At 29.9% G+C, this 20,751-nt stretch carries 20 protein-coding genes and 1 other annotated feature; of the genes, 3 read left to right on the forward strand and 17 right to left on the reverse strand.

Annotation, left to right across the window (positions count from 1 at the left end; translation table 11 throughout):
• Window positions 1-211: 211 nt before the first annotated feature.
• Entirely contained in the window at window positions 212-1,162 is a 951-nt protein-coding gene (locus tag KGNDJEFE_RS07110; protein WP_006440185.1) for a helix-turn-helix transcriptional regulator, read from the reverse strand.
• A gap of 171 nt (window positions 1,163-1,333) precedes the next feature.
• Here KGNDJEFE_RS07110 and KGNDJEFE_RS07115 point away from each other — a divergent pair, with 171 nt between their 5' ends.
• On the forward strand, window positions 1,334-1,555 hold the full coding sequence (locus tag KGNDJEFE_RS07115; RefSeq protein WP_006440184.1) for a hypothetical protein: 222 nt from the start codon (window positions 1,334-1,336) through the stop codon (window positions 1,553-1,555).
• Window positions 1,556-1,661: 106 nt separating this feature from the next.
• Here the strand turns inward: KGNDJEFE_RS07115 and KGNDJEFE_RS07120 are convergent, their stop codons facing one another.
• The 4 genes from KGNDJEFE_RS07120 to deoC all read right to left on the reverse strand — a co-directional run bounded on the left by KGNDJEFE_RS07120 (window position 1,662) and on the right by deoC (window position 5,608).
• Window positions 1,662-2,951, reverse strand: a complete 1,290-nt coding sequence (locus KGNDJEFE_RS07120; RefSeq protein ID WP_006440183.1) for a zinc ribbon domain-containing protein — start codon at window positions 2,949-2,951, stop codon at window positions 1,662-1,664.
• Between the two features lie 154 nt (window positions 2,952-3,105).
• Window positions 3,106-3,978, reverse strand: a complete 873-nt coding sequence (locus KGNDJEFE_RS07125; protein WP_006440182.1) for an SDR family oxidoreductase — start codon at window positions 3,976-3,978, stop codon at window positions 3,106-3,108.
• 2 nt (window positions 3,979-3,980) lie between these two features.
• Window positions 3,981-4,925: a class I mannose-6-phosphate isomerase gene (locus tag KGNDJEFE_RS07130; RefSeq protein WP_006440181.1), complete on the reverse strand. Its 945-nt coding sequence runs from the start codon at window positions 4,923-4,925 to the stop codon at window positions 3,981-3,983.
• Complete coding sequence (gene deoC / locus KGNDJEFE_RS07135; protein WP_006440180.1) at window positions 4,925-5,608, reverse strand: deoxyribose-phosphate aldolase; 684 nt, start codon at window positions 5,606-5,608, stop codon at window positions 4,925-4,927. Before deoC ends, KGNDJEFE_RS07130 begins: the two co-directional genes overlap by 1 nt.
• A gap of 200 nt (window positions 5,609-5,808) precedes the next feature.
• Between deoC and KGNDJEFE_RS07140 the strand changes: the two genes are divergently transcribed.
• Entirely contained in the window at window positions 5,809-6,516 is a 708-nt protein-coding gene (locus KGNDJEFE_RS07140; protein ID WP_006440179.1) for a GntR family transcriptional regulator, read from the forward strand.
• A gap of 86 nt (window positions 6,517-6,602) precedes the next feature.
• Here KGNDJEFE_RS07140 and KGNDJEFE_RS07145 read toward each other — a convergent pair whose 3' ends face one another.
• From KGNDJEFE_RS07145 to KGNDJEFE_RS07175, 7 genes are all read right to left on the reverse strand, one after another.
• Entirely contained in the window at window positions 6,603-8,003 is a 1,401-nt protein-coding gene (locus KGNDJEFE_RS07145) for a L,D-transpeptidase family protein (RefSeq protein ID WP_006440178.1), read from the reverse strand.
• Between the two features lie 298 nt (window positions 8,004-8,301).
• A complete protein-coding gene (locus tag KGNDJEFE_RS07150; protein WP_006440177.1) occupies window positions 8,302-9,501 on the reverse strand; it encodes an argininosuccinate synthase in 1,200 nt (399 codons plus the stop codon).
• A gap of 203 nt (window positions 9,502-9,704) precedes the next feature.
• Window positions 9,705-9,918 (reverse strand) — a binding site (T-box leader).
• A gap of 89 nt (window positions 9,919-10,007) precedes the next feature.
• Window positions 10,008-11,438, reverse strand: coding sequence for a sensor histidine kinase (locus tag KGNDJEFE_RS07155; protein WP_006440175.1), 1,431 nt, complete (start codon window positions 11,436-11,438; stop codon window positions 10,008-10,010).
• Window positions 11,439-12,137, reverse strand: coding sequence for a cell wall metabolism DNA-binding response regulator WalR (gene walR / locus KGNDJEFE_RS07160; RefSeq protein ID WP_118548039.1), 699 nt, complete (start codon window positions 12,135-12,137; stop codon window positions 11,439-11,441).
• A gap of 24 nt (window positions 12,138-12,161) precedes the next feature.
• Window positions 12,162-12,521: a hypothetical protein gene (locus tag KGNDJEFE_RS07165; protein WP_148881825.1), complete on the reverse strand. Its 360-nt coding sequence runs from the start codon at window positions 12,519-12,521 to the stop codon at window positions 12,162-12,164.
• Between the two features lie 73 nt (window positions 12,522-12,594).
• Window positions 12,595-13,602, reverse strand: coding sequence for a hypothetical protein (locus KGNDJEFE_RS07170; protein ID WP_148881826.1), 1,008 nt, complete (start codon window positions 13,600-13,602; stop codon window positions 12,595-12,597).
• 11 nt (window positions 13,603-13,613) lie between these two features.
• Window positions 13,614-14,774, reverse strand: a complete 1,161-nt coding sequence (locus KGNDJEFE_RS07175; RefSeq protein ID WP_006440171.1) for a THUMP domain-containing class I SAM-dependent RNA methyltransferase — start codon at window positions 14,772-14,774, stop codon at window positions 13,614-13,616.
• Window positions 14,775-15,035: 261 nt separating this feature from the next.
• On the opposite strand from KGNDJEFE_RS07175, the gene KGNDJEFE_RS07180 reads away from it, so the two are divergent.
• Window positions 15,036-15,755 carry a response regulator transcription factor gene (locus KGNDJEFE_RS07180; protein ID WP_006440170.1) on the forward strand — a complete coding sequence of 240 codons (720 nt, stop codon included), beginning with the start codon at window positions 15,036-15,038 and terminating at the stop codon, window positions 15,753-15,755.
• Between the two features lie 280 nt (window positions 15,756-16,035).
• On the opposite strand, the gene KGNDJEFE_RS11940 is transcribed toward KGNDJEFE_RS07180, so the two are convergent.
• From KGNDJEFE_RS11940 to KGNDJEFE_RS07200, 5 genes are all read right to left on the reverse strand, one after another.
• Complete coding sequence (locus KGNDJEFE_RS11940; RefSeq protein WP_006440169.1) at window positions 16,036-16,164, reverse strand: hypothetical protein; 129 nt, start codon at window positions 16,162-16,164, stop codon at window positions 16,036-16,038.
• Window positions 16,165-16,198: 34 nt separating this feature from the next.
• On the reverse strand, window positions 16,199-18,193 hold the full coding sequence (locus KGNDJEFE_RS07185) for a fructose-bisphosphatase class III (RefSeq protein WP_006440168.1): 1,995 nt from the start codon (window positions 18,191-18,193) through the stop codon (window positions 16,199-16,201).
• Between the two features lie 195 nt (window positions 18,194-18,388).
• Entirely contained in the window at window positions 18,389-18,820 is a 432-nt protein-coding gene (locus tag KGNDJEFE_RS07190; protein ID WP_040410438.1) for a CBS domain-containing protein, read from the reverse strand.
• A 272-nt stretch (window positions 18,821-19,092) separates the two neighbouring features.
• Window positions 19,093-19,320 (reverse strand): hypothetical protein, encoded by a 228-nt coding sequence (locus KGNDJEFE_RS07195; protein ID WP_118549764.1) that lies wholly within the window; start codon window positions 19,318-19,320, stop codon window positions 19,093-19,095.
• A gap of 87 nt (window positions 19,321-19,407) precedes the next feature.
• Entirely contained in the window at window positions 19,408-20,667 is a 1,260-nt protein-coding gene (locus tag KGNDJEFE_RS07200; protein WP_170239660.1) for an IS91 family transposase, read from the reverse strand.
• Between the last annotated feature and the right edge of the window lie 84 nt (window positions 20,668-20,751).

Below are 20,751 nucleotides of genomic sequence, written 5' to 3' on the forward strand. Positions count from 1 at the left end.
CCGCTTTTTAGCTGGTTTTCTTGACATGCAACAAAATAAATAATATTATGTGTTCAAAGGCGTTAGCCATTTACTCATAAATTATTTTAAGTCTATTATACTACCTAACGGTAGTTTAAGCCATAGAGGGCTTATTTACAGAAAAAATTCTATATACCCAATAAAGGGATGCTGTAAAATATAGTTAATTACAACATCCCTATTTTTTATTCTAGTAGTTATATGTACTCATCATTTTCTTTATATCTTCTTTTACATCATCCACAAGCTTCTGTGGCTCTAAAACAGTCACACTAGGTCCCATTCCAAGTATCCAGCTTTTTATCTGCTCATAACCCATCATTCTAGCTCTAAATTCTATGCTTCCATCACTTAATTCCTTAATACTCTGTTTTGAGCTCCATCTTTTTTCACTTACTATAGTTGCAAATGGCTCTCTTATAATTAGATGAATTTCTATTTCTTCTCCTTTGAAATTTCCAATAGAGTTTTTAGTGTATTCATGTATATCAAAATCTTCGTCTATTTTATACTTTTCATCCATTATGCTAAGCTTGCTGATTCTGCACAGTTTGAAATCCCTAACTTCTTTTCTATTTTCACAGTATGCTATAAGATATGTATCGCCTTCATAGTTGTATATACCATATGGATGAAGAACTCTTTCTGACTCTCCTGATTTTATTGATTTATAACCTATTTCAATTTTATTTTTCATAGAATATGCATCAGATATCTGCTCACAAAGTTTAATTTCTTTTTCCTTGTTTACACTGCTACCTGGATAAATATAGAAATACTTAACCTGCTCGTCTATATACTCTCTCTTTTTAAAGTTAGATTTTATTCTATTAATAGAATTTTTATACTCATCTGAATACATATTATTAGACTTTGTTAGAAAATCAGATACTCTATCCAAAATACTAAGATCCATATCCCTAACAGGAATAGAAAGATATCTGCTTCCTGGAGCTATAGAATATCCACCATATTTTCCACTCTGAGAGTTAATAAATATTCCTGCTTGCTCAAGTTCACTTTTATACTCTTGAACCTGTCTATTACTAACTTCTAATTCCCTTGCAATCTCTTCAATTTTCATTTTTCCATTATTCTGAAGCAACATAACCATGTTAAGTGCTGCACCTATTTTACCCATATCAATACCTCTCTTTTTTGTACTTATCTATAATATACATCTTTTCAAGTCATTTATATAGAATATTTTCTAAAAATTTTAAAATAATTTTCTTTCCTCACATTATACTGCGTCAATATAGTTTATACTTTAAGTATAAAGTAAAACAAAAGCAGATTCGGAGGCGATTTTATGAAAAATATAAATAATATCAATACATTAACTAATGAATCATTAGCAGCTATGATGAGTGACTTTGAAATTAAAAAGGCTATAGAGCTTTTCTCAGATTTGGATTCATTCTTAAATAAGTACAAATACTGCTCATGCTTTGTTGATAACGACGAAGATTTCGTTTCATTTTTAGAATATCTTGAAATAGAAGAAAATCTAAGAATGGGCTATCTTATATAATTTTAATTTTTTCATTTTTTTACTACCTTTATTTATTATTGTTGTTTTGTTGAAAGAAAAGGGCTGTGCAAATTATGCACAGCCCTTTTCTGTTTATTAATTAAACTTACTCTCTTATAAGTATTCCATTATTTATATATACATATTTAGCTACCTCTCCCTGCATAGCACTGTCTTCTATAAATGCTTTATCTACAGAAAGCATACCATCTTCTAAGAAACCATTAGTTATTATGATATTATCTTTATCTATTATAGCAAAATATGTCTTGCTATTTCCTTCTATACTAAAATTATCTCCTACATCTTTTCCAAGTCTATACATTCCAGATTTCATATTATTTTCGTCATCCATGTCTAATTCTACCTGATCAGCTCTGTATAAAGTACCATCTTTTAATTCTACAGTATCCCCATCATCTAGTTTTACATAATAATTTCTAACTACTGTTTCAAATAATTCTGGATTGCTTTTATCTTCTTGTGTAAAAACTTTTACACTTCCCAAACCATTACCTTCATTTTTTATAAAGATGTACTCTCCAGCTTCTAGCTCTTTACCAGCACCTACTTCAAATTTTTCTTTATCTGTTTTTATTACATCTTTTGGATGTGCAATATATTTTAGTTTTACAGGTTTTGAATATTCCTCATAAGCAATATATGGCTCTTCAGTAGAAATTTCTTCATTAGCAATTTCTTCATCATATGTAATATTATCATCTCTATTAAAAATGAAAGATGTAACACCTATTATAAGGTTTATAATCAATATAATCCCTATAAATTTAAATATCGTGCGCATCACGAACCCACCTGTATTGCTTTTCTTTTGATCCTCTCCACATTTAGGACACACCTTTGCATCACTGTACATCTGTGCACCACAGTTTTTACAAGTTTTGTATCCACCTGATTTTGATTTTTTATTAGACTTATTATCTTGTTTAGAAAATCCTTTGTTTTTATTAGCCTCTGCATTACTCTGTATATTTTTATATTCATTTTTTAGAGTGTTGAATAAATCCTTAGACTCTTTACTAGCATTTTGTTCAACCCAAGATTTAGCCTTATTAAAAATATCATTATTTTCTTTATTAGCTGTACTATTATAATCGTTACTTGTATAGCTGCTATCTAAATTATCGTAATCACTTTCATCGTAATAATCACTAGAATCATAATAGTCACCTAAATCATAATTGCTATCTGATCTATCAATATACCCTATATGACCTTCTTTGTGCATTTTTTTCTCAGCTCTCGACTTAGACATCTTTCTAAAAATACTTCCCTTATCATCGTAACTATAGTCTATAGCTGGATCTCGTCTTCTATCTATCTTTATCTGCTCCTCAGTAAAGTTAACTTCATCTTTGTAGTTTTCTTTTCTCATACAGATCCCCTCCGTATCTATTTTCTAGTTAATTTATTTTAACACATTCATATTAATATAAGTGGTAACAATTTTGAAATTTTTTAAAAATTCTTGCACATAATAGACATAAAAAAGCGACCTTTAACTAGGTCGCTTTAATTCAAGTTAATATTTATTTTGATAAAGAAAAATCTTTAAGTATTTCTCTTACATCTGATTTGAAATCTCCAAATTTTATTCCCATTTCTTCAAGTTTTGAAGAATCCAATCTGTAATCTCTAAATCTGTCGCTGTATCTTTCTGTGTTAGGAAGGATGTATTTTTCTATATTTTCTTCAGTTATTCCCATTTCTTTAGCTACAAAGCAAGCACTCTCATATGTAGTCATATCGTTTGATGATGCTACATGATACACACCTGCAGGTAGTTCTGCTATCTTATCAAACTGTTCTGCTAGATGTTTTGCGTAAGTCATACATCTTCTTTCATTGCAAGTAAATAAAGTAGGTTTCTGATACATTATAGCATTTAAGACATTTTTAACTATGCTTGGACTAGCTTTTACTCCTGCAAATGAAAGTCCCATCATCCAAGAGAATCTAAGTATTACTGCATCTACTCCACTATCATTTATATATTTTTCGCAATCTATTTTATTCTGTCCATATACAGTTACAGCTTTTGGCTCTTCATCCTCTTTAAATGGACCATGATTTTCTTTTCCATTGAATATCTGTTCAGTTGAACAGAATATTAATCTTGCCCCTTTTTCTTTACAAGCATCTACAATTCTTTTAGTAGATTCTACATTTATATTGGCTGCAAGCTCTGGATTTTCTTCACACACAGCAGTAGTTGCATTTGCTGCAGTATGCAAACATATATCAAATTCCTGTGATTTAACAAATTTTTCTACCTCATCTGGATTAGAAAAATCTGCATCATCTCTAGTCATTTTTATCCAATTAAATTTATCTTTGTTGTTATTTTGAATATAACTAGCTATATATCCTCTAGCTCCTGTTACAAGTATAGTTTTTTTCATAATTATATCTCCTTTCCCGGTTGGCTAAGCAGTATATGCGCTCCTTTTTCTATTGTTATTTTTTTAGACGCATAAGGCACAAATACATTTTCGTATTTTTGAAGAAGTATTTTTTCTCCATTCCATTCTATTATACAATCTTCTCCTATATTAGACACTATACAAAAATGTTTATCTAGTAAAATATCCATATCATTTTCCAAATACAACTCATCTATTACATATTCATCTGATTCTATTAACCTTCTGCTTTTTTCTTCATTTTTCACAAATTCTGGCTGCTTAGAAAAATCTACAACATCAAATGATTCTTTTACATGTAGCTCTCTTTTTTTACCGCTTTTATCTACTCTATTGTAGTCATAGAATCTGTATGTTGTATCTGAGTTTGTGCCTACTTCTAGAGCAAGTATATCCCGTCCTAGTGCATGTATCATCCCCTCTGGAATAGTTATAAAATCTCCCTTTGAAACTTCCCATCTTTTTAGATATTTTTCAAGTGTCCCATTTTCAAAAGCTTCTTTTATAACATCTGTATCATCTGTAGTAGTTCCTGCTACTAACTTTGCACCCGGTTTTGCATCTATTATGTACCAACTCTCCTTTTTACCGAAGTCATCAGAGTTTTTAATTGCATACTCGTCATCAGGATGCACCTGAATACTTAAAGAGTCTACCGTATCTAAATATCCAAGTCTCAACATTTCATGAATAGTATATTCCTCACCAAGTATAGAGCTTTCATCCTCTTTTATAAATTCATAAAAATTTTTATCCGTTTCATAATTCTTTACTATATTTGCGCTCTTTTTATTTGCTGAAATTTCCCACCAAGTTCCGTAGCCTTTGTCGTATCCTCTTGCTTTACTTATATTGTTTCCGCCCCATATAGTTTCCACTTTTATACTTTCGACAAATATAGGTCTTTTAGCTTCTCCACTGTACATTATTTTTCATTCTCCTTTTCAAATTCATCAAGTATTTTTAATGAAGAACTCGTACCTATTCTTTTAACACCTAAGTCTATCATTTTTTTAGCAGTTTCATAATCCCTTATTCCGCCAGCAGCTTTAACAGATACTTCTCCGTCCACTGTATCTATCATAAGCTTAACATCTTCTATTGTTGCTCCACCAGTACCAAATCCTGTACTAGTTTTTATAAAGTCTGGTTTAACTTCTTTAGCTATCTCTGCTAATTTTTTTATCTCATCCTTTTCTAAATAGCAGTTTTCAAATATAACTTTTGATATTTTATTATTTTTTCTACATATTTCTACTATAGCTTCCATTTCTTTTTTTATAAAGTCCCAATCGCCCATCTTTGCTTTACTTATGTTTATAACATAGTCTATTTCGTCGGCACCTTTTTTTATAGCATCCTCTGTTTCAAATAATTTTGTTTCTAATCCACACTGCCCTAGAGGGAATCCTATTGCAGCTCCAACGTGTATATCCGTACCATCTAGCTCTTTCTTACAGAATGTAACCCATTCAGTATTGATAGCCACCATAGCAGCTCCTATAGATTTTGCTTCTTCACATAACTTTCTAAGATCATTATCTGTAGCATATGCCTTTAAAAATGTGTGATCAAAGTATTTTGCCAGCTCTTTTTTAGTTAATTCCATATTAAAATTTCTCCCTTTTAAAATTTTTCCACGTTATTTTTTAACTTTTTGATTTATTTGTTTATAATATATCATTATGTAAAGAATATGTCAATATTTAATAATGTTTATGTAATGTTTTTGAAACATTATGTAATGATATTGTATATATTTTTTTTGAATGTTATAATATAATCAATATAGATTAAGGAGATATTCTAATGGCAGCAATGTATTTAAAAATTAAAAGTGATTTATTCGAAAAGATAAACAACGGAACCTATAAAGAAGGTGATTTAATCCCTACTGAAATAGAGCTAGCAGAATACTACAATGTAAGTAGACCTACTGTTAGACAAGCTATTCAGATTCTTGTAGACGATGGTTATCTAGAAAAAAGAAGAAAAAGAGGTACTATGGTCTGCCAAAAGAAAATTGAGCAGGAATTTACACAGAAGATTTTAAGCTTTGATGCTGAGATGAATGAAAAAGGACTTACTACAAGCACAAAGGTTATATCTTCAACAATCGAGGATGCATCTGAGGAGGTTGCAAGTACTCTTGGAATTTCTTTATCTGATAAGGTTTGTAAACTTATTAGACTTAGATACATCAATTCAAAACCCAATGTTATAGTTACAACCTATATCCCGTACAACCAATTCCCCGATATAAAAAATGTTAACTTTATAAATTCACGTCTTTATGATTATTTTTCTCATAAAGGAAACCCAGTAACCAGAATAAAAAGAAAACTTGAAACCATAAAGGCTGACAATACTACAGCTAGTTTATTGGATATTCAAGAAAATGACCCAGTTTTTTATTTCCATTCTTATGGATATGGAAACGATAATAAAGTGATTGAGTACTCTATTTCTAAATACAGAGGCGATATAAATTATTTTGTCTTTGATTTATGTAGATAAAAAATATCCCCTTCCTACCTTTAATTGTAGAAGGGGTCTTTTTTATAAAAAAAATCCCTCAGTAAAAAAAACCGAGGGAATATTTTTTAGTATAAAATTATTGGTGTACCTTTTTCTATTGTTTTGTATATAGTAGCTGCTCCACTATAAGGACAGTTTACACATCCATGAGAACCATTGCTTCTATATATTCCACCACCAAAAGAACTTCTCCATGTAGCATCATGAAGACCTATATTTCCGTTAAATGGCATCCAATAGTTAACGTGAGAGCTATAGTTCCGTCCATTTAAGTATGTATCTCTTTCTTTGTAATTTAGAGGATATATACCACCTGGTGTACCATGACCTCTGCTTGTATTTCCAGTAACTACAGGGAAACTAGTTACAAGTTTTCCATCTCTATAGTACCATAAATACTGTCCACCTAAGCTTATTTCAACATAAGTGTTTCCTATATCGTCTTTTGTACGGTGAAGTGCTGTCTGAGAATAAACTGGCTCTCTTGTAACACTTTTACCTGCTTCAAGAACTTTTGTAAGCTCATCAGCTTCTTTTTCTTTATCGATTAACCAACCGTAAGAACCACCGTATATAGTTATTTCTTTACCTGAAGATGCTTTGAATTTTCTTGGATCTCCATAAGTACTGTACTGTTTACTTAATCCTCTTAAAAGTTCTATCATTCTATCTCTGTTGATAGTTATATCGTAGTTTCCTTCTGAATCACAGTTTAAAAGCTGTGCTATTTCATATCCAGAGAATACTTCTTTTCTATCTTCAAAGTCATAAGTAACTTTCATCTTAACTTTTTTGTTAAGCTCTTCTACAGCCTTTGCTAACTTAGAGCTATCAGCTTTATTCTTTGGCTGTACATATAGCCCTGCTTCATCTATATTTATAGCTTTATTTCCTGATAATATAGATTTTTGCATTTCTTTATAAAGTGCTTCTTTATTAACTTTATTTCCATATATTTCAGGTCTTATTTCATAAGAATTTGTTTTTCTGCTGTATTCAGGATACGCACTTTTTGGCTCTATTACATAGTTTTTATCAAATAATTCAAATCCATTATATAATTTTTCTAGCTTAGCATTGTCATATCTAACTATATCTGCATTGTAGTCTTTATTTTTGAATATTCCAACTATCCACCCAAATGAGCTCTGACTATCCTTTATTTTCTGTATCTGACCTTCATCGTGGAATGTAAGGTCTATGTCTTTTGATTTTATTGTAAATTCTTTATTTCTCTTGTCAGTAAGTGTTAGACTATAGTCATCTGAAACCTTACCAAACATTTCCTCAACATCTGCTACAGTTTTCCCTGAGCAACTTTCTCCATTTATTACAGTCCCAAAATAGAAATGATTTGTGAAGAATACTGCTAATCCAATATATATTACAGCTATCACGCCAACTATTATTGCTGCTATTTTTTTCTTTGGGATATCTTTTGTTCCCTTTCTTGACAATATACCCACTCCCTTTCGTTAAATTTTACAGACTTTAGATATAACTATATAAAGCTCAAAATATTTTTAAATAATTTCACTTTACCATTATAACGCAATTTTTTTCTATATTCTATATTTCCATTTAGAATAATGTTTACAATTCCGTAAATTTTGTGAAACTAACTCAAATTAATATTTTCAATTAAATGATTTGCTAATACTCTTTATGATAACATATTTTCAAAAATACCACTACCTCATACTAAAAAAGAAATAAAAAAGCTGCTACAAATTTCTTTGCAACAGCTAATATTTTTTATTTAATTTATTTTCCTTCTTTCATTGCTCTAATTTTTAGAGGTAATGTAAATAGGTTGATAAATCCTTCAGCATCGTGGTGGTCATAGTATTCACTATTTCCGAATGAAGATATACTTTCATCATATAGTGGAGAATCTGCAAATATTCCAGCTGGTTTTATATTTCCTTTGTATAATTTAACTTTTACTGTACCAGTTACATTTTCCTGAGTGCAGTCCATAAATGCTTCTATTGCTTCTCTTAATTTTGAGTACCATAATCCATCGTATATAAGTTCACCGAATTTTATAGCTACTCTCTGTTTGAAGTGAAGAGTTTCTTTATCTATACAAGCACTTTCTAATATATTATGAGCTTCGTAAAGAATTGTTCCTCCTGGAGTTTCATATATTCCTCTTGATTTCATACCAACTAATCTGTTTTCTACTATATCTATTATTCCTATACCATGTTTTTTACCAAGAGCGTTTACTGCCTGAATTAATTCTACTGGAGCCATTTCAACACCGTTTAATTTTTTAGGTACACCTTTTTCAAAGTATATTTCTGCGTATTCTGGTGTATCACAAGCCTGTTCTGGAGTAACACATTCTTTGTATATATCTTCTTTGTGTTCGTTTTCAAGGTGTTCTATATCTCCACCTTCAGTTGATACATGCCAAAGGTTAGCATCTTCTGAGTATATTTTTTCTTTTGTAGCTTTAACTTTTATTCCATGTTCATTTGCGTAGTCTATAGCATCTTCTCTAGATTTTATATCCCATATTCTCCAAGGCGCTATTACTTTTATAGTTGGATCTAATGCTGCTATTGTAGCTTCAAATCTAACCTGGTCATTTCCTTTTCCTGTACATCCATGGCAGATATATTTTGCTCCTTCTTTATGAGCTACTTCAACTAATTTTTTAGCTATTATTGGTCTAGCTAGTGAAGTTCCTAATAAGTATTTTCCTTCGTATTTAGCTTCAGCTTTTATAGCTGCATATATTGTAGTTGTTACAAATTCTTCTGATATATCATCAACATAAGCTTTTGATGCTCCACTTTCTAATGCTTTTTTATAAACATCTTCCATATTGTCATCCTGTCCAACATTTCCACAACAAGCGATAACTTCTATATCATCGTAGTTTTCTTTTAACCACGGTATAGTTATTGATGTGTCTAATCCTCCTGAGTATGCTAATACAACTTTTTCTTTCATTTTAAATTCCTCCCTTTGTCTCTTCCTTTTTTTAATTTTTTAATTCTATATTTTTCTTTTTTAATTTGTGATATTAGGTAATGAAAAAGTCCCTCAGTGAAATTTTCACTGAGAGACGAATATTTCCGTGGTACCACTCTCTTTGATAGATTAAAATTCAATTAGCTTGGTTTGAGGTATAAAAAAAATCGCCTCTTGGAAAACCAAGAGACGAAATATAATCCGCGTTACCACTCTAATTGATAGTTAATACTATCCACTCTTTCCTTTAAGGCAGGATTACCTGTTGCTTATATCTTTAAGACTTTCACAACAATCTCCAAAGCTCTCTTCACTTCAGATATCAATGCAAGGCTTCCACCATCCCCTGCTCTCTATAAAATCATTCTGAGCTACTTTCTTTTTCAACGATTACTCATTTATTTTTAACATGATTATATAATAAATCATATTTTCGTGTGTGTCAACACAAATTATCAGAAATTTTTAAAATATCGCTATATTTTTTAAATATTATTTATTAATTTATTTTTAAGGGTAAATGTTATAGATGTTCCGACATTTTTCTTACTTTCTATGCTCATTTCACCATTGTGTAGTTTTACTATTTCGTTACTTATAGCAAGACCTAATCCACTACCAGATTTATTGTAGTCTTCTTGGAAGAATTTATCAAATACTCTTTCAAGATTTTCTTTATCTATTCCTGATCCATTATCAGTAACTGATATTGTAGTAAATTCACTATCTTGATTTACTGTTATTTTTATAAATCCTCCAACATCTGTAAATTTAAGTGAATTCTGAACTAGATTTATAAGAACCTGTCTTAATCTATTTTTATCCCCTTGTATGTTTTTAACCTCACCACATTCAAATTCAAATAGTAGTCTAATATCTTTTTCGGCAGCCTTAACCTTTAGCTGGTTGATAACTCCTACAACCAAACTTTCTACATCTACAGAGTCTATAACAAGCTTTATTCTCTGTGATGAAAGTCTAGAGAAGTCTAATAATTCTTCAACAAGCTTTATAAGTCTTTCTGTTTCATCCTGAATTATTCCAAGACCCATATCTAACTCTTCTTTATTAATTCCTTCGTATCCAAGAGTTTCGCTCCATCCTTTTATAGATGTAAGAGGTGTTCTTAATTCATGCGATATGGAAGAAATAAATTCATTCTTTAATTTTTCATTCTTGTCGATTTCTACCGCCATTTTTTCAAATGTTTCAGCAAGCTCACCTATCTCATCATCTACAATCTTGTTGCTCTTTAACTTGACATTGTAATTACCACAAGATAATTCACTTGCAAATTTTTTCAGCTCTGTAAGAGGTGTTATCAAGCTTTCAGCAAATTTCAAGCTTATTCCTATAGCAATTATAAGTATTACAACACCTATCATAATTAGCCAAGCCATAAGCTTTATTATTTCTCTATCTATAGCATCTAGAGAAACTGTATACCTAACAGCTCCCTCTACAACATTGTTTACCTTTATAGGAACAGCAATACTCATAACATGTTCATCAGTTGATGCTATTTTATATGTATATGGAACCAAGCTTTTACCATTTCTTAGAGCCCTATTTACATCGATGAAGTTTACTTTTTCATGAGTTTTAAAGCCATACTGGTCTAATATCATATTTCTATTTTTATCTATTATAGAAATTCCGTATTTAGTATTTTTATCATTCATTTGCTTTTCGTAAATACTATTTACCTTATCTTCAAAGCTTACGGATTCCATAGATACCGTATTATATGAACCATTTATATACTCTACCCTAGACTCTAATGTCTGTCTTACTGAGTTGTAGTAGTAGTTCTGTACATAAAACATGAACAGTCCTTCAAAAAGTGCCACTACTATTATTATTATTACAAAATAGTTTTTGATAATCTTTTTTCTTAAACCTTCAAAATGTAACATTTACTCTTCCTTTCTAAAACAGTAACCATAGCCCCAAATAGTCTGTATATATTTTGGTTTTGAAGGATCGTCCTCTATTTTGTTTCTTATTCTTCTTATATTAACGTCTACTATTTTAAAATCATATAGATAGTTTGTTCCCCAAACTTCTTCAAGTATTTTTTCCCTACTTAGAGATTGTTTTGCATTAGACATAAGATACTTAACTATAGAGAATTCTGTAGGTGTTAATTCTATCTCTTCTCCATTTTTGTAAAGCTTTCTTTTGTCTACATCTAATAGGAATGGCCGTAAATCTATTTCACTGTTTTTAGCGGGTGCACTTTCTTTTCTAACCCTTCTAATAAGAGCTGATACTCTAACCATTAATTCTTTTATACTAAATGGTTTTACCATATAGTCATCTGCTCCAGACATAAAGCCTTCTATTTTATCTTCTTCCTGAGATTTTGCTGTAAGCATTATTATACCTACTTGATCGTATTTTGCTCTTATATATTTACAAACTTCAATACCACTCATATCTGGAAGCATAACGTCTAATAAAGCTATTGCTATTCCATCTTCAGAATCTATTTTTTCTATAGCTTCCCGACCTGTTCCAGCTTCTATTATATCGTAACCTTCTCTCTTTAGATTTATACTTACAAAGCTTCTTATTCCGATTTCATCTTCAAGAATTAAAATCTTTTCTTTCATCCTACTATTCCCCCTTCTATATATTTATTCATATGTATTAGAAAAGCTTTCTTTTAGTTTGTTCTCTTCTACTCCATAGTCTTTTAAAATTTTTCTATTATTTATTATGATATCGTAAGTATAGTCTTCATTTTCTAGTACTTGTACGACATCTTTTGAATTAGTTAAACCTTTTTTATCCTCTATAGTTCCAGATTTAGGTTTTACAACTACAGTAAATACAGTTTCCAATGTTCCTGTTTTAACATTAGTTGCCTTAAATTCTAATTGAATTTTTTCACCTTCATACTTTTGCTCAGTATAAAGCAGATTTTGCATTTCTTTAGGTACACTAAATCTAAAGTTATACTGATAGTTGTAGTAACTCTGACCTATAATCTCCATATTATTTTCGTCTAAATTTCCATTCCACTGATAATAAGTAATATATGCATATGCTTTATCTATAAATGAAGATCTATTTGCTGGAATTGATGATTGATGGTATATCTATTATATTATCCTTATTCATATCTCCTACTGGAACATAGTATGCCTTTTTCATGTTCTCATCTTTGCAGTTAGCAACAGTAACAAATTTATCATCTTTCACATACATAACCTCTGTTCCAACAGCACCATCTTTACCTATTGGTATATCTAAAATTATCCCCTTTTCATATTTAGATATATTTCCTATTGTTATATATGCCTCAGAAATTCCATTTACATCGTCTATTGTCTTTACATCTTTTACAATAGCCCGTTCAGAAGTAAATTGTACTAAACTTATTTTTAATACTCTATTGCTAGAATTATATCCTAGCACTACCATATCCATATTATTATCATCATTTATATAGCTTATTTTTATTTTTTTATTATCTATATCTCCAGCCGATGATGTTGCGCTATCAGTATTATTTGGACTTAAATTCAGCTTAGGTATAATATTTCCATCAGCAAAAATTTCATCTAGCTGATATTTTAAACTTATCTTATTATCTTTAAATGCATAAACCTTTAATCTAGATATATTATCCTGATCTTTGTATTGCATGATTATTTCTTTATTCCCATCTCCATCTAAATCGTAGAATCCTCCATATTCTATTTTATCTCCTTTTTCAAGCACGACACCATCTTCTAAGAAAGAATAACTTTCTTTATCCTCTCTCAAAATCAAAAATCCTACTTTGCTATCAGAGTTAATTTTTTCTTTTTTCTGGAAGGCTACAATTTCATTTTTTCCATCCTCATCTAAGTCTACGTAATTTATTTTTCCACTTTCCTTTAAATTCTCTGGAAATACTAAGTTTACATTTTGGTAAAGAACTTTTGATATTCCAGAGTTTAAAAGTGCTTTTTCCTCGTCATAATTAGGCTTTGTTAGTAATTTTTCTGGAGATTTTGTGCTTGTGCTACATCCTGTAGTTGTAAGTAATAGCACAACTGCAAGCAACATAAGCTTGATTAGTTTTTTCATCTAATCCCCCCTTATTTTTCGTCAGTTTTATCTTTTCTAGGTGGTTTTGGCCCTGGATACTGATAAAGATATGTTTTTAGCATACCATTGTAAAGCTTTCTCTTTTTAGTTGCTTCCTGACCAAACTCATATTCAAATTCTTCAAATGAAGTTATTAGATAATATGACCAATTCTTTAGTCTTCTAAACGCATAACCTAATTCTTTATAAAGTAATTTTACAGATTCTTCACTTTCAAGTCTTTCACCATATGGTGGATTTGTAACTATAAATCCATACTCTTCATCACTTTTGAATTCTGTTGCATCTGCAACTGCAAAGTCTATATAATCTGCAACACCCGCTATTTCAGCATTTTCTTTTGCTATTTCTATACTTTCTGGGTCTATATCGTATCCATAAATCTTAAAGTCTAAGTCTTCGTTCATCTGGTCAAATGCTTCTCTTCTAGTATCCCACCAGATTTTTTTATCTATTGTTCTCCATTTTTCAGATATAAATTCTCTGTTAAGTCCTGGAGCCATATTTAATCCCATCATAGCAGCCTCTATAAGTATAGTTCCAGAACCACACATAGGGTCTACTAATGTTCTTCCTGGTCTCCAAGGAGTTAGATACATTATTCCTGCTGCTAGAGTTTCTCTTATTGGAGCCTTATTAGCCTTTTCTCTATACCCTCTTTTATGAAGAGCATCTCCAGTAGTATCTATTGATAAAGTTACTTTATTTTTGTGGATAAATACATATATAGGATATTTTTCTTTATCCTCTTTTAATCTACCACTTTCTAGGTAAGATTTTTTTAAATTATCTACTATTGCTTTTTTTACTATTGACTGTACATCAGTAGTACTGAATAGTTTAGATTTTATCGATGATGCTTTTGATACTGGGAACTGTGCACCATAAGGTATATATTTTGACCAATTTATTCTTTTAGTATTTTCATAAAGCTCGTCAAATGTTCTAGCTTCAAATTCAGCAACTTTTAGATTTACCCTTTCAGCACATCTTAGCCACATATTAGCTTTAGCTATACCGTCTTCACCTGTTTTGTAAGTTACCCTTCCATCTTCTGTTTTTTCTATCTCAAATCCTAAATTTTTTATTTCTGTAGCCAGCATTTTTTCCATTCCAAAAAAGCATGGCGATATAAGTGTATATTTCTTCATAGTACCTCCAATTTTATCATTTAATATATATTATTATATCACTAATTAGCTGATTTAATAAGAGTATATTGTAACTGTATTTATTATATATTATGCGAAAATTTTTTAGTTATATTACATTCTTATCTAGAATACGTTTTTTGCAAGAATTGTAATAATTTTTTTATTTCTAGTAAACAAATTCTATGATATTATTGAAGAATGACTATTAAATATTAAAAATATTATAGATTAAACTTGAAAAGGAGATATTGGAAATTAATGGAAAATCTTAAATTAAATGAAAATATGGTCTATAGACTTACTTCCGCTGAAGATTCTTTGGTTCCTGTTATAGAATCAAAACTAAAGAATAAAATTGTATGCGTTCCAAAGGAAATTGATAGAGCCAGTGGCATAGTTATCTTCGGAAAAAGGATAAAATCACTTATATTTTCAACCGATATATCGATAATAAAAAACAATAATGCAGATGCTGTGCTAGCAGTCTACCCTTTCACCCCACAACAATCTATAAATGAAGCTGTAATGGATGTATCTCCTTCTCCAGTATTTTGTGGTGTTGGAGGTGGAATAACTACAGGAAATAGATCTCTAGCAATAGCATTAGATGCAGAGCTACATGGTGCATTTGGAGTTGTTCTTAATTCTCCTGCAAAAAATGCTCTTATAAGCGAAATGAAAGACACTATAAGCATACCTATAGTAGTCACTGTTTGTCATGATCAGGAAGATATAGAAGCTAGAATTGCTGCTGGTGCAACTATTTTAAATGTATCTGCTGGAAAAGATACTGCAGCTCTTGTAAGAAAAATAAGAAAAGACCATCCTTTCGTCCCAATAATAGCTACAGGTGGAAACTCTCCAGAATCAATTATAGAAACTATTGATGCTGGAGCAAATGCAATAACATACACTCCACCTTCTGCAGCTGAAATATTTGGGGAAATAATGGAAAAATATAGAACTGAAAATCTATAAAATGGATGTTATAAGAATTTAAAAAGCCCTTCTTTTTCTAGATTGAAATTATGAATATTCTCATCTCCAGGCTTCGGCGACCCACCCATTAAACTAACACATTTCAATGTTGTGGGTCGCCTCCAGATTGTCGATATCGAATTATTCATAATCCCAATCAAAAAGAATGGGCTTTTTTAAAATTCTTTATAACATATTTTTATATCTTTTCAGTTCTTAAATACAAAATTAAAACACTACAAAGGCATTTTATATTTATATTTCCAATTTTATTTTATGTTTAGTCTGAGACCCCTTGCTTTTCGTTGTGTATGTTCATTATTAGAGATATTACTATTGTTGAATACGCAACAAAGCTTCTGAAGTATTCTCCGATTGCAACATTGCTAAATAGTACTTTTCCTGCCATAGGAGATACTATATTTATAAATTTTTAAAGTTTACTATATATTGTATTTCTGTTTTATTAAACCTTTCTGGTATGCTTTCAATAGCATTTTTAACTCATCAATTTCATTCTGCATTCTTTTACCTTCATCTGTATCTCTTACCATTTTTCTTTCAGCTTTGTGTTCAACTACAACTGTAGTAGATATAATATCATTTTCGTCACAGATAGCTTCCTCCATAGAGCTAAATGGCTGATGAGATACAAGCTGAATAGTTTTTGAGTTGTATATTAATGTATATCCTGCTATACCTGTTTTATCTTGATACGCTTTTGAGAATCCACCATCTATTACAAGTATTTTTCCATTTGCTTTTATTGGACTTTCTCCACTCTTAGATTTTACAGGAACATGTCCATTTATTATATGTGAATCGTCTATATCTAACTCAAATTCATCAAATAATTTTTTACAAATATCCTCATCTTCTCTAAGTGTATAGTATGGATTTTTATTTTCTACATGAGTTTCTTTTTCTTCTATAAAATATCTTTCAAATGTAGTCATATCGTCTTTTCCAAATAGAGAAGAGCATTTTCCAGTCCACATATACCACATTATATCCTGTCCATACTGTTTATCTGGGTCTGAATCTCTAGATATAAATCCTTCTCTAGCTATATTTTCCATCTGTATCATAAGCTCTCTTCCAGAGTATGTCTTTCCTTTTAACTTCATAGACATAAAGCTTCCATCTTTATTAAGAGGAATGCAGGCATGTATAAGAAGATTCGAATTCACTTTTAAGAATATGCTTCCTTTTGAGAATAAGAACTCAACATGTCTCTGAAGCTTATCACTTGTTCTAAATGATCTTGTAACTTTTTCAATTACATCCCTTTCTTCTGGAGTAAGTTTGTATGGATCTTTAGGGTCTATTGTAGGGAAATTAGTATCCTTTAATGCATATTCTTTTCCTTTTAATCTTATAGTTCCTCTTTCATAATCTATCATATTAAGCAATAATCTATGCTCCATTTCAAATTCAGGTCTTCTTCTAATTACTTCTCCCTCTAATTTAAACTGGATTATACTTATAGCTTTATGCATTTTTGCCATTAGAGTTTTTTCTGTAGTAGACACCTCTTCATCACCTATTTTAGGCATAAACTGTAAACATGGGTCATCTCCATATGTTTCTATTGCAAAAGTAGCAAGAGGAAGTAAGTTTATTCCATAAATATCTTCTACAACGTCTAAATTAGCATATCTAGCTGATATTCTAAGTGCATTTGCAACACAAGTCTTTTCCCCTGAAGCTGCACCCATCCATAAAATATCGTGGTTACCCCACTGAATATCGACACAATGATGCTGCATTAATTTATCTACTATTATATCTGGTCTAGGTCCCCTATCGAAAATATCTCCTATAACATGAAGTCTATCCACGACAAGTTTCTGTATTAATTCAGAAATAGCTATTATAAAATCTTTAGCTCTGTCTGTTTCTATTATAGTTTCAATTATACTTTTATAATATTTTTCTTTATGTTCACTGTTCATATGTTCGTGAAGTAGTTCTTCTATTATATATTTAAAATCATCTGGAAGTAGCTTTCTAACCTTAGATCTAGTATATTTACTAGATGCATACTTACATAATTTTATTAATCTATACATATTTATTCTATAGAAATCATCTATATTTTCTGCTTCTTTTTCTATATATTCAAGCTTCTGCTCAGGATAATACACTAATGTAGCTAGTTTTTTCTTTTCATCCTCCATAAGCTCTCCATCAAATAATTCATCTATTTTTCTTTTAATTACACCAGAACCATTTTTTAACACATGCACAAATGGCTCATATTCACCATGTATATCTGTTATGAAATGCTCTGTCCCCTTTGGAAGGTTTAATATTGCCTCTAAATTTATAATCTCTGTACTGGCCTTTGATATATTGGGATAAAGCTTTGAAAGTAGCTTTAGATAGTCCATTTTTTCGTATAGCTCTCTATCAGATATATTGTCTATTTTTTTCATTTCTTCCCCTCCATTTAAAAACTTTATTATTTATTATATCATACTTTTCCAACAAATTAACTCTATTAGTATATCTTTTTTACTGTTTTTATATTTATTTTATCATTTTAGGAATAATTAAGCATCATATTTACATCTTATATAATTTTATACAAAAAAATAGAGCCATAAAAGCTCTATTTCTTTATTATTTATTTAGATTTCGATTTTTTCAACTTCATGATTTTTTATATCTCTATTAAAGAAATATTCTATTATATCTCTTCTTTTTACTATTCCTATAAATACATCGTCATCGTCGACTACAGGGATAAAGTTCTGATCCATTAACTTAAGAACAAGCTCTTCTATATTCTTATTAATATTTACAGTTATATTCTCTACCCTTCTGTCTATACTCATAACAGATATATCTTCCATTTCTTTAATATCAAATTTTCCATCCTGCTTTATCTTCCAAAGTAGATCTCCCTCTGTTATAGTACCCTTATATTTTCCGTCCTCGCCTAATATAGGTACTGCAGAGTATTTATAATAATCCATTTTTTCCATTACTTGTCTTAATGAATCATCTTCAGATACATATGCTACATCAGTTTTTGGAGTTAAAAAGAACAATACGTTCATAATACCCTCTCCTTCCAATCATTTCCCAACTTAACCTTTAATTTTATAAATTGTAGTATGACTTTATTTTCTTAACTAAAATCGTTTTTTTCAGTCTATACAGTCATATATATTCTATCACATTATCTATAATTTTTGTATTAATTTATTGTCATTTAATTTTACTTATTAAAATATTCTAAAAAACATGTAGTTATGATTTTTTGCAATAAAAAATACTGCCACAGAACACCTTTAAAAGGTGTTCTTGTGACAGTACCTTTAACTGACACCTAACGGTCGTCAGTTTTTTTGTATTCAAATTTAGCTCCACAATTAGGACAAATTAATTCTGGCATATTTTTTTCATTTAGCGAAGCTATCGCTCCCAATGAAAAGAATGCATCTTGTCTTAGTTCTTCTAATATAAATTCTGGTACTCCTTTTTCAAATCCACAAGACTTACATTCATAATTGTATAACTTTTGTCCTTTACTCATTTCTTCTAATTCTTTTAGCATACTATTTCTCCTAATAATTTTAATTACACTAATTATACACTATTATTTATATTTGAGTATAGCAAAGCTAGCCTATTTAATAGACTTTTAAAATAATTCTTTTTGTGTTGTTGTATTCAAAGAAATTTCTTTTTCTATAATTTCTTCGTAGATTATTCTTTTATAATTTGATTTATCTAGTACATTATATATTAATCCATATTTATAATGCCATATTTCCCATAGAATCATGTCTTTTCCACACTTTTTACAAATATAAGGATTTACTCCAAATGATTCTATCAATCTATCTTTAAAATTTTTCTTTACTGTATTCTTCTTTTTTATCAGCTTAGATATATTTCTGTGTCTCATAAAATTATATAATTTCAATATTTCTATGCTTAATTTATTTTTTACTCTTGAATATAGACCGTATCTTCTTGCAACTCTAAAACCCTTCGGGTGAATATGTTGGGTTATTTTACCTATAAATTCTAATACATTTACAGTTATTTCTCTTTTTCCCTTAGGTTTTTTGTTTTCATACCAGTAAGTTACATTTTTCCCATCGTAATTAATTATTCTATACTCAGCGATAGCTGGTCTAGCCAAATATCTACCTATATATTGAGTTGCCTGTTTTATATTAGTTAAACGTCTTTCTGCATTTACATAGAATTCTTTCTTATATAACTTATTTATCAAATTTCTAGTTTTTCTATCTCTAAAGTTGTTTTTTATTATATCTAGTACCAACTTTCGCCATACTTTTTTCATATATGTATACGGTATGAAATCTAATTTTTTAAACCACTTATTATTTCTATCTATTCCACCTTCGGTGTATAAGGCATGTATGTGAGGATTCCATTTTAAATCTCCACCAAAAGTGTGTACTACAGCAATTACCCCTAATTCATAATCTCCCTTTGTTTTCTTTTTATGAAAACTATCTAATACCTTATATGTAGCATCTTGTAAATCTTTTAAAAGCTCTCGCTTTCTGTAGAAATAGACTCTTAACTCCTCTGGAATTGTGAAAACTGCATGTCTATGAGAAACATCAAGAATATTTTCTACCTGTTTTTCTGCCCATTCCATAGAATATTTTCTTCCACACTTTGTGCAAAACTTACTTTTACAAGTGAACCCTTGAATATACTCCTCTCCACAGTCTATACATTTATGTTTTATATATCCTTTTTCTATATTTCCACAATTTAAAGCCTTTATTACAGTATTTTCTATCTGATCCCTCATTTCTCTTCTAACTTTATTCCAATATTTTAGTTTGAATTCTTCAAAGTGATTTTTTAATATTTTCTTAATGATTTTTTCATCTTTTTGTTTTTTCAATACATTCATATTACTATTGTACATAAGTTTTCCACAGTTTTAAATTATTATAATTTCCTTAGGAATAAAAAAGGAAACTACAAAGTAGTTCCC

Source organism: Peptacetobacter hiranonis (genome assembly GCF_008151785.1).
GTDB classification, from domain to species: domain Bacteria; phylum Bacillota; class Clostridia; order Peptostreptococcales; family Peptostreptococcaceae; genus Peptacetobacter; species Peptacetobacter hiranonis.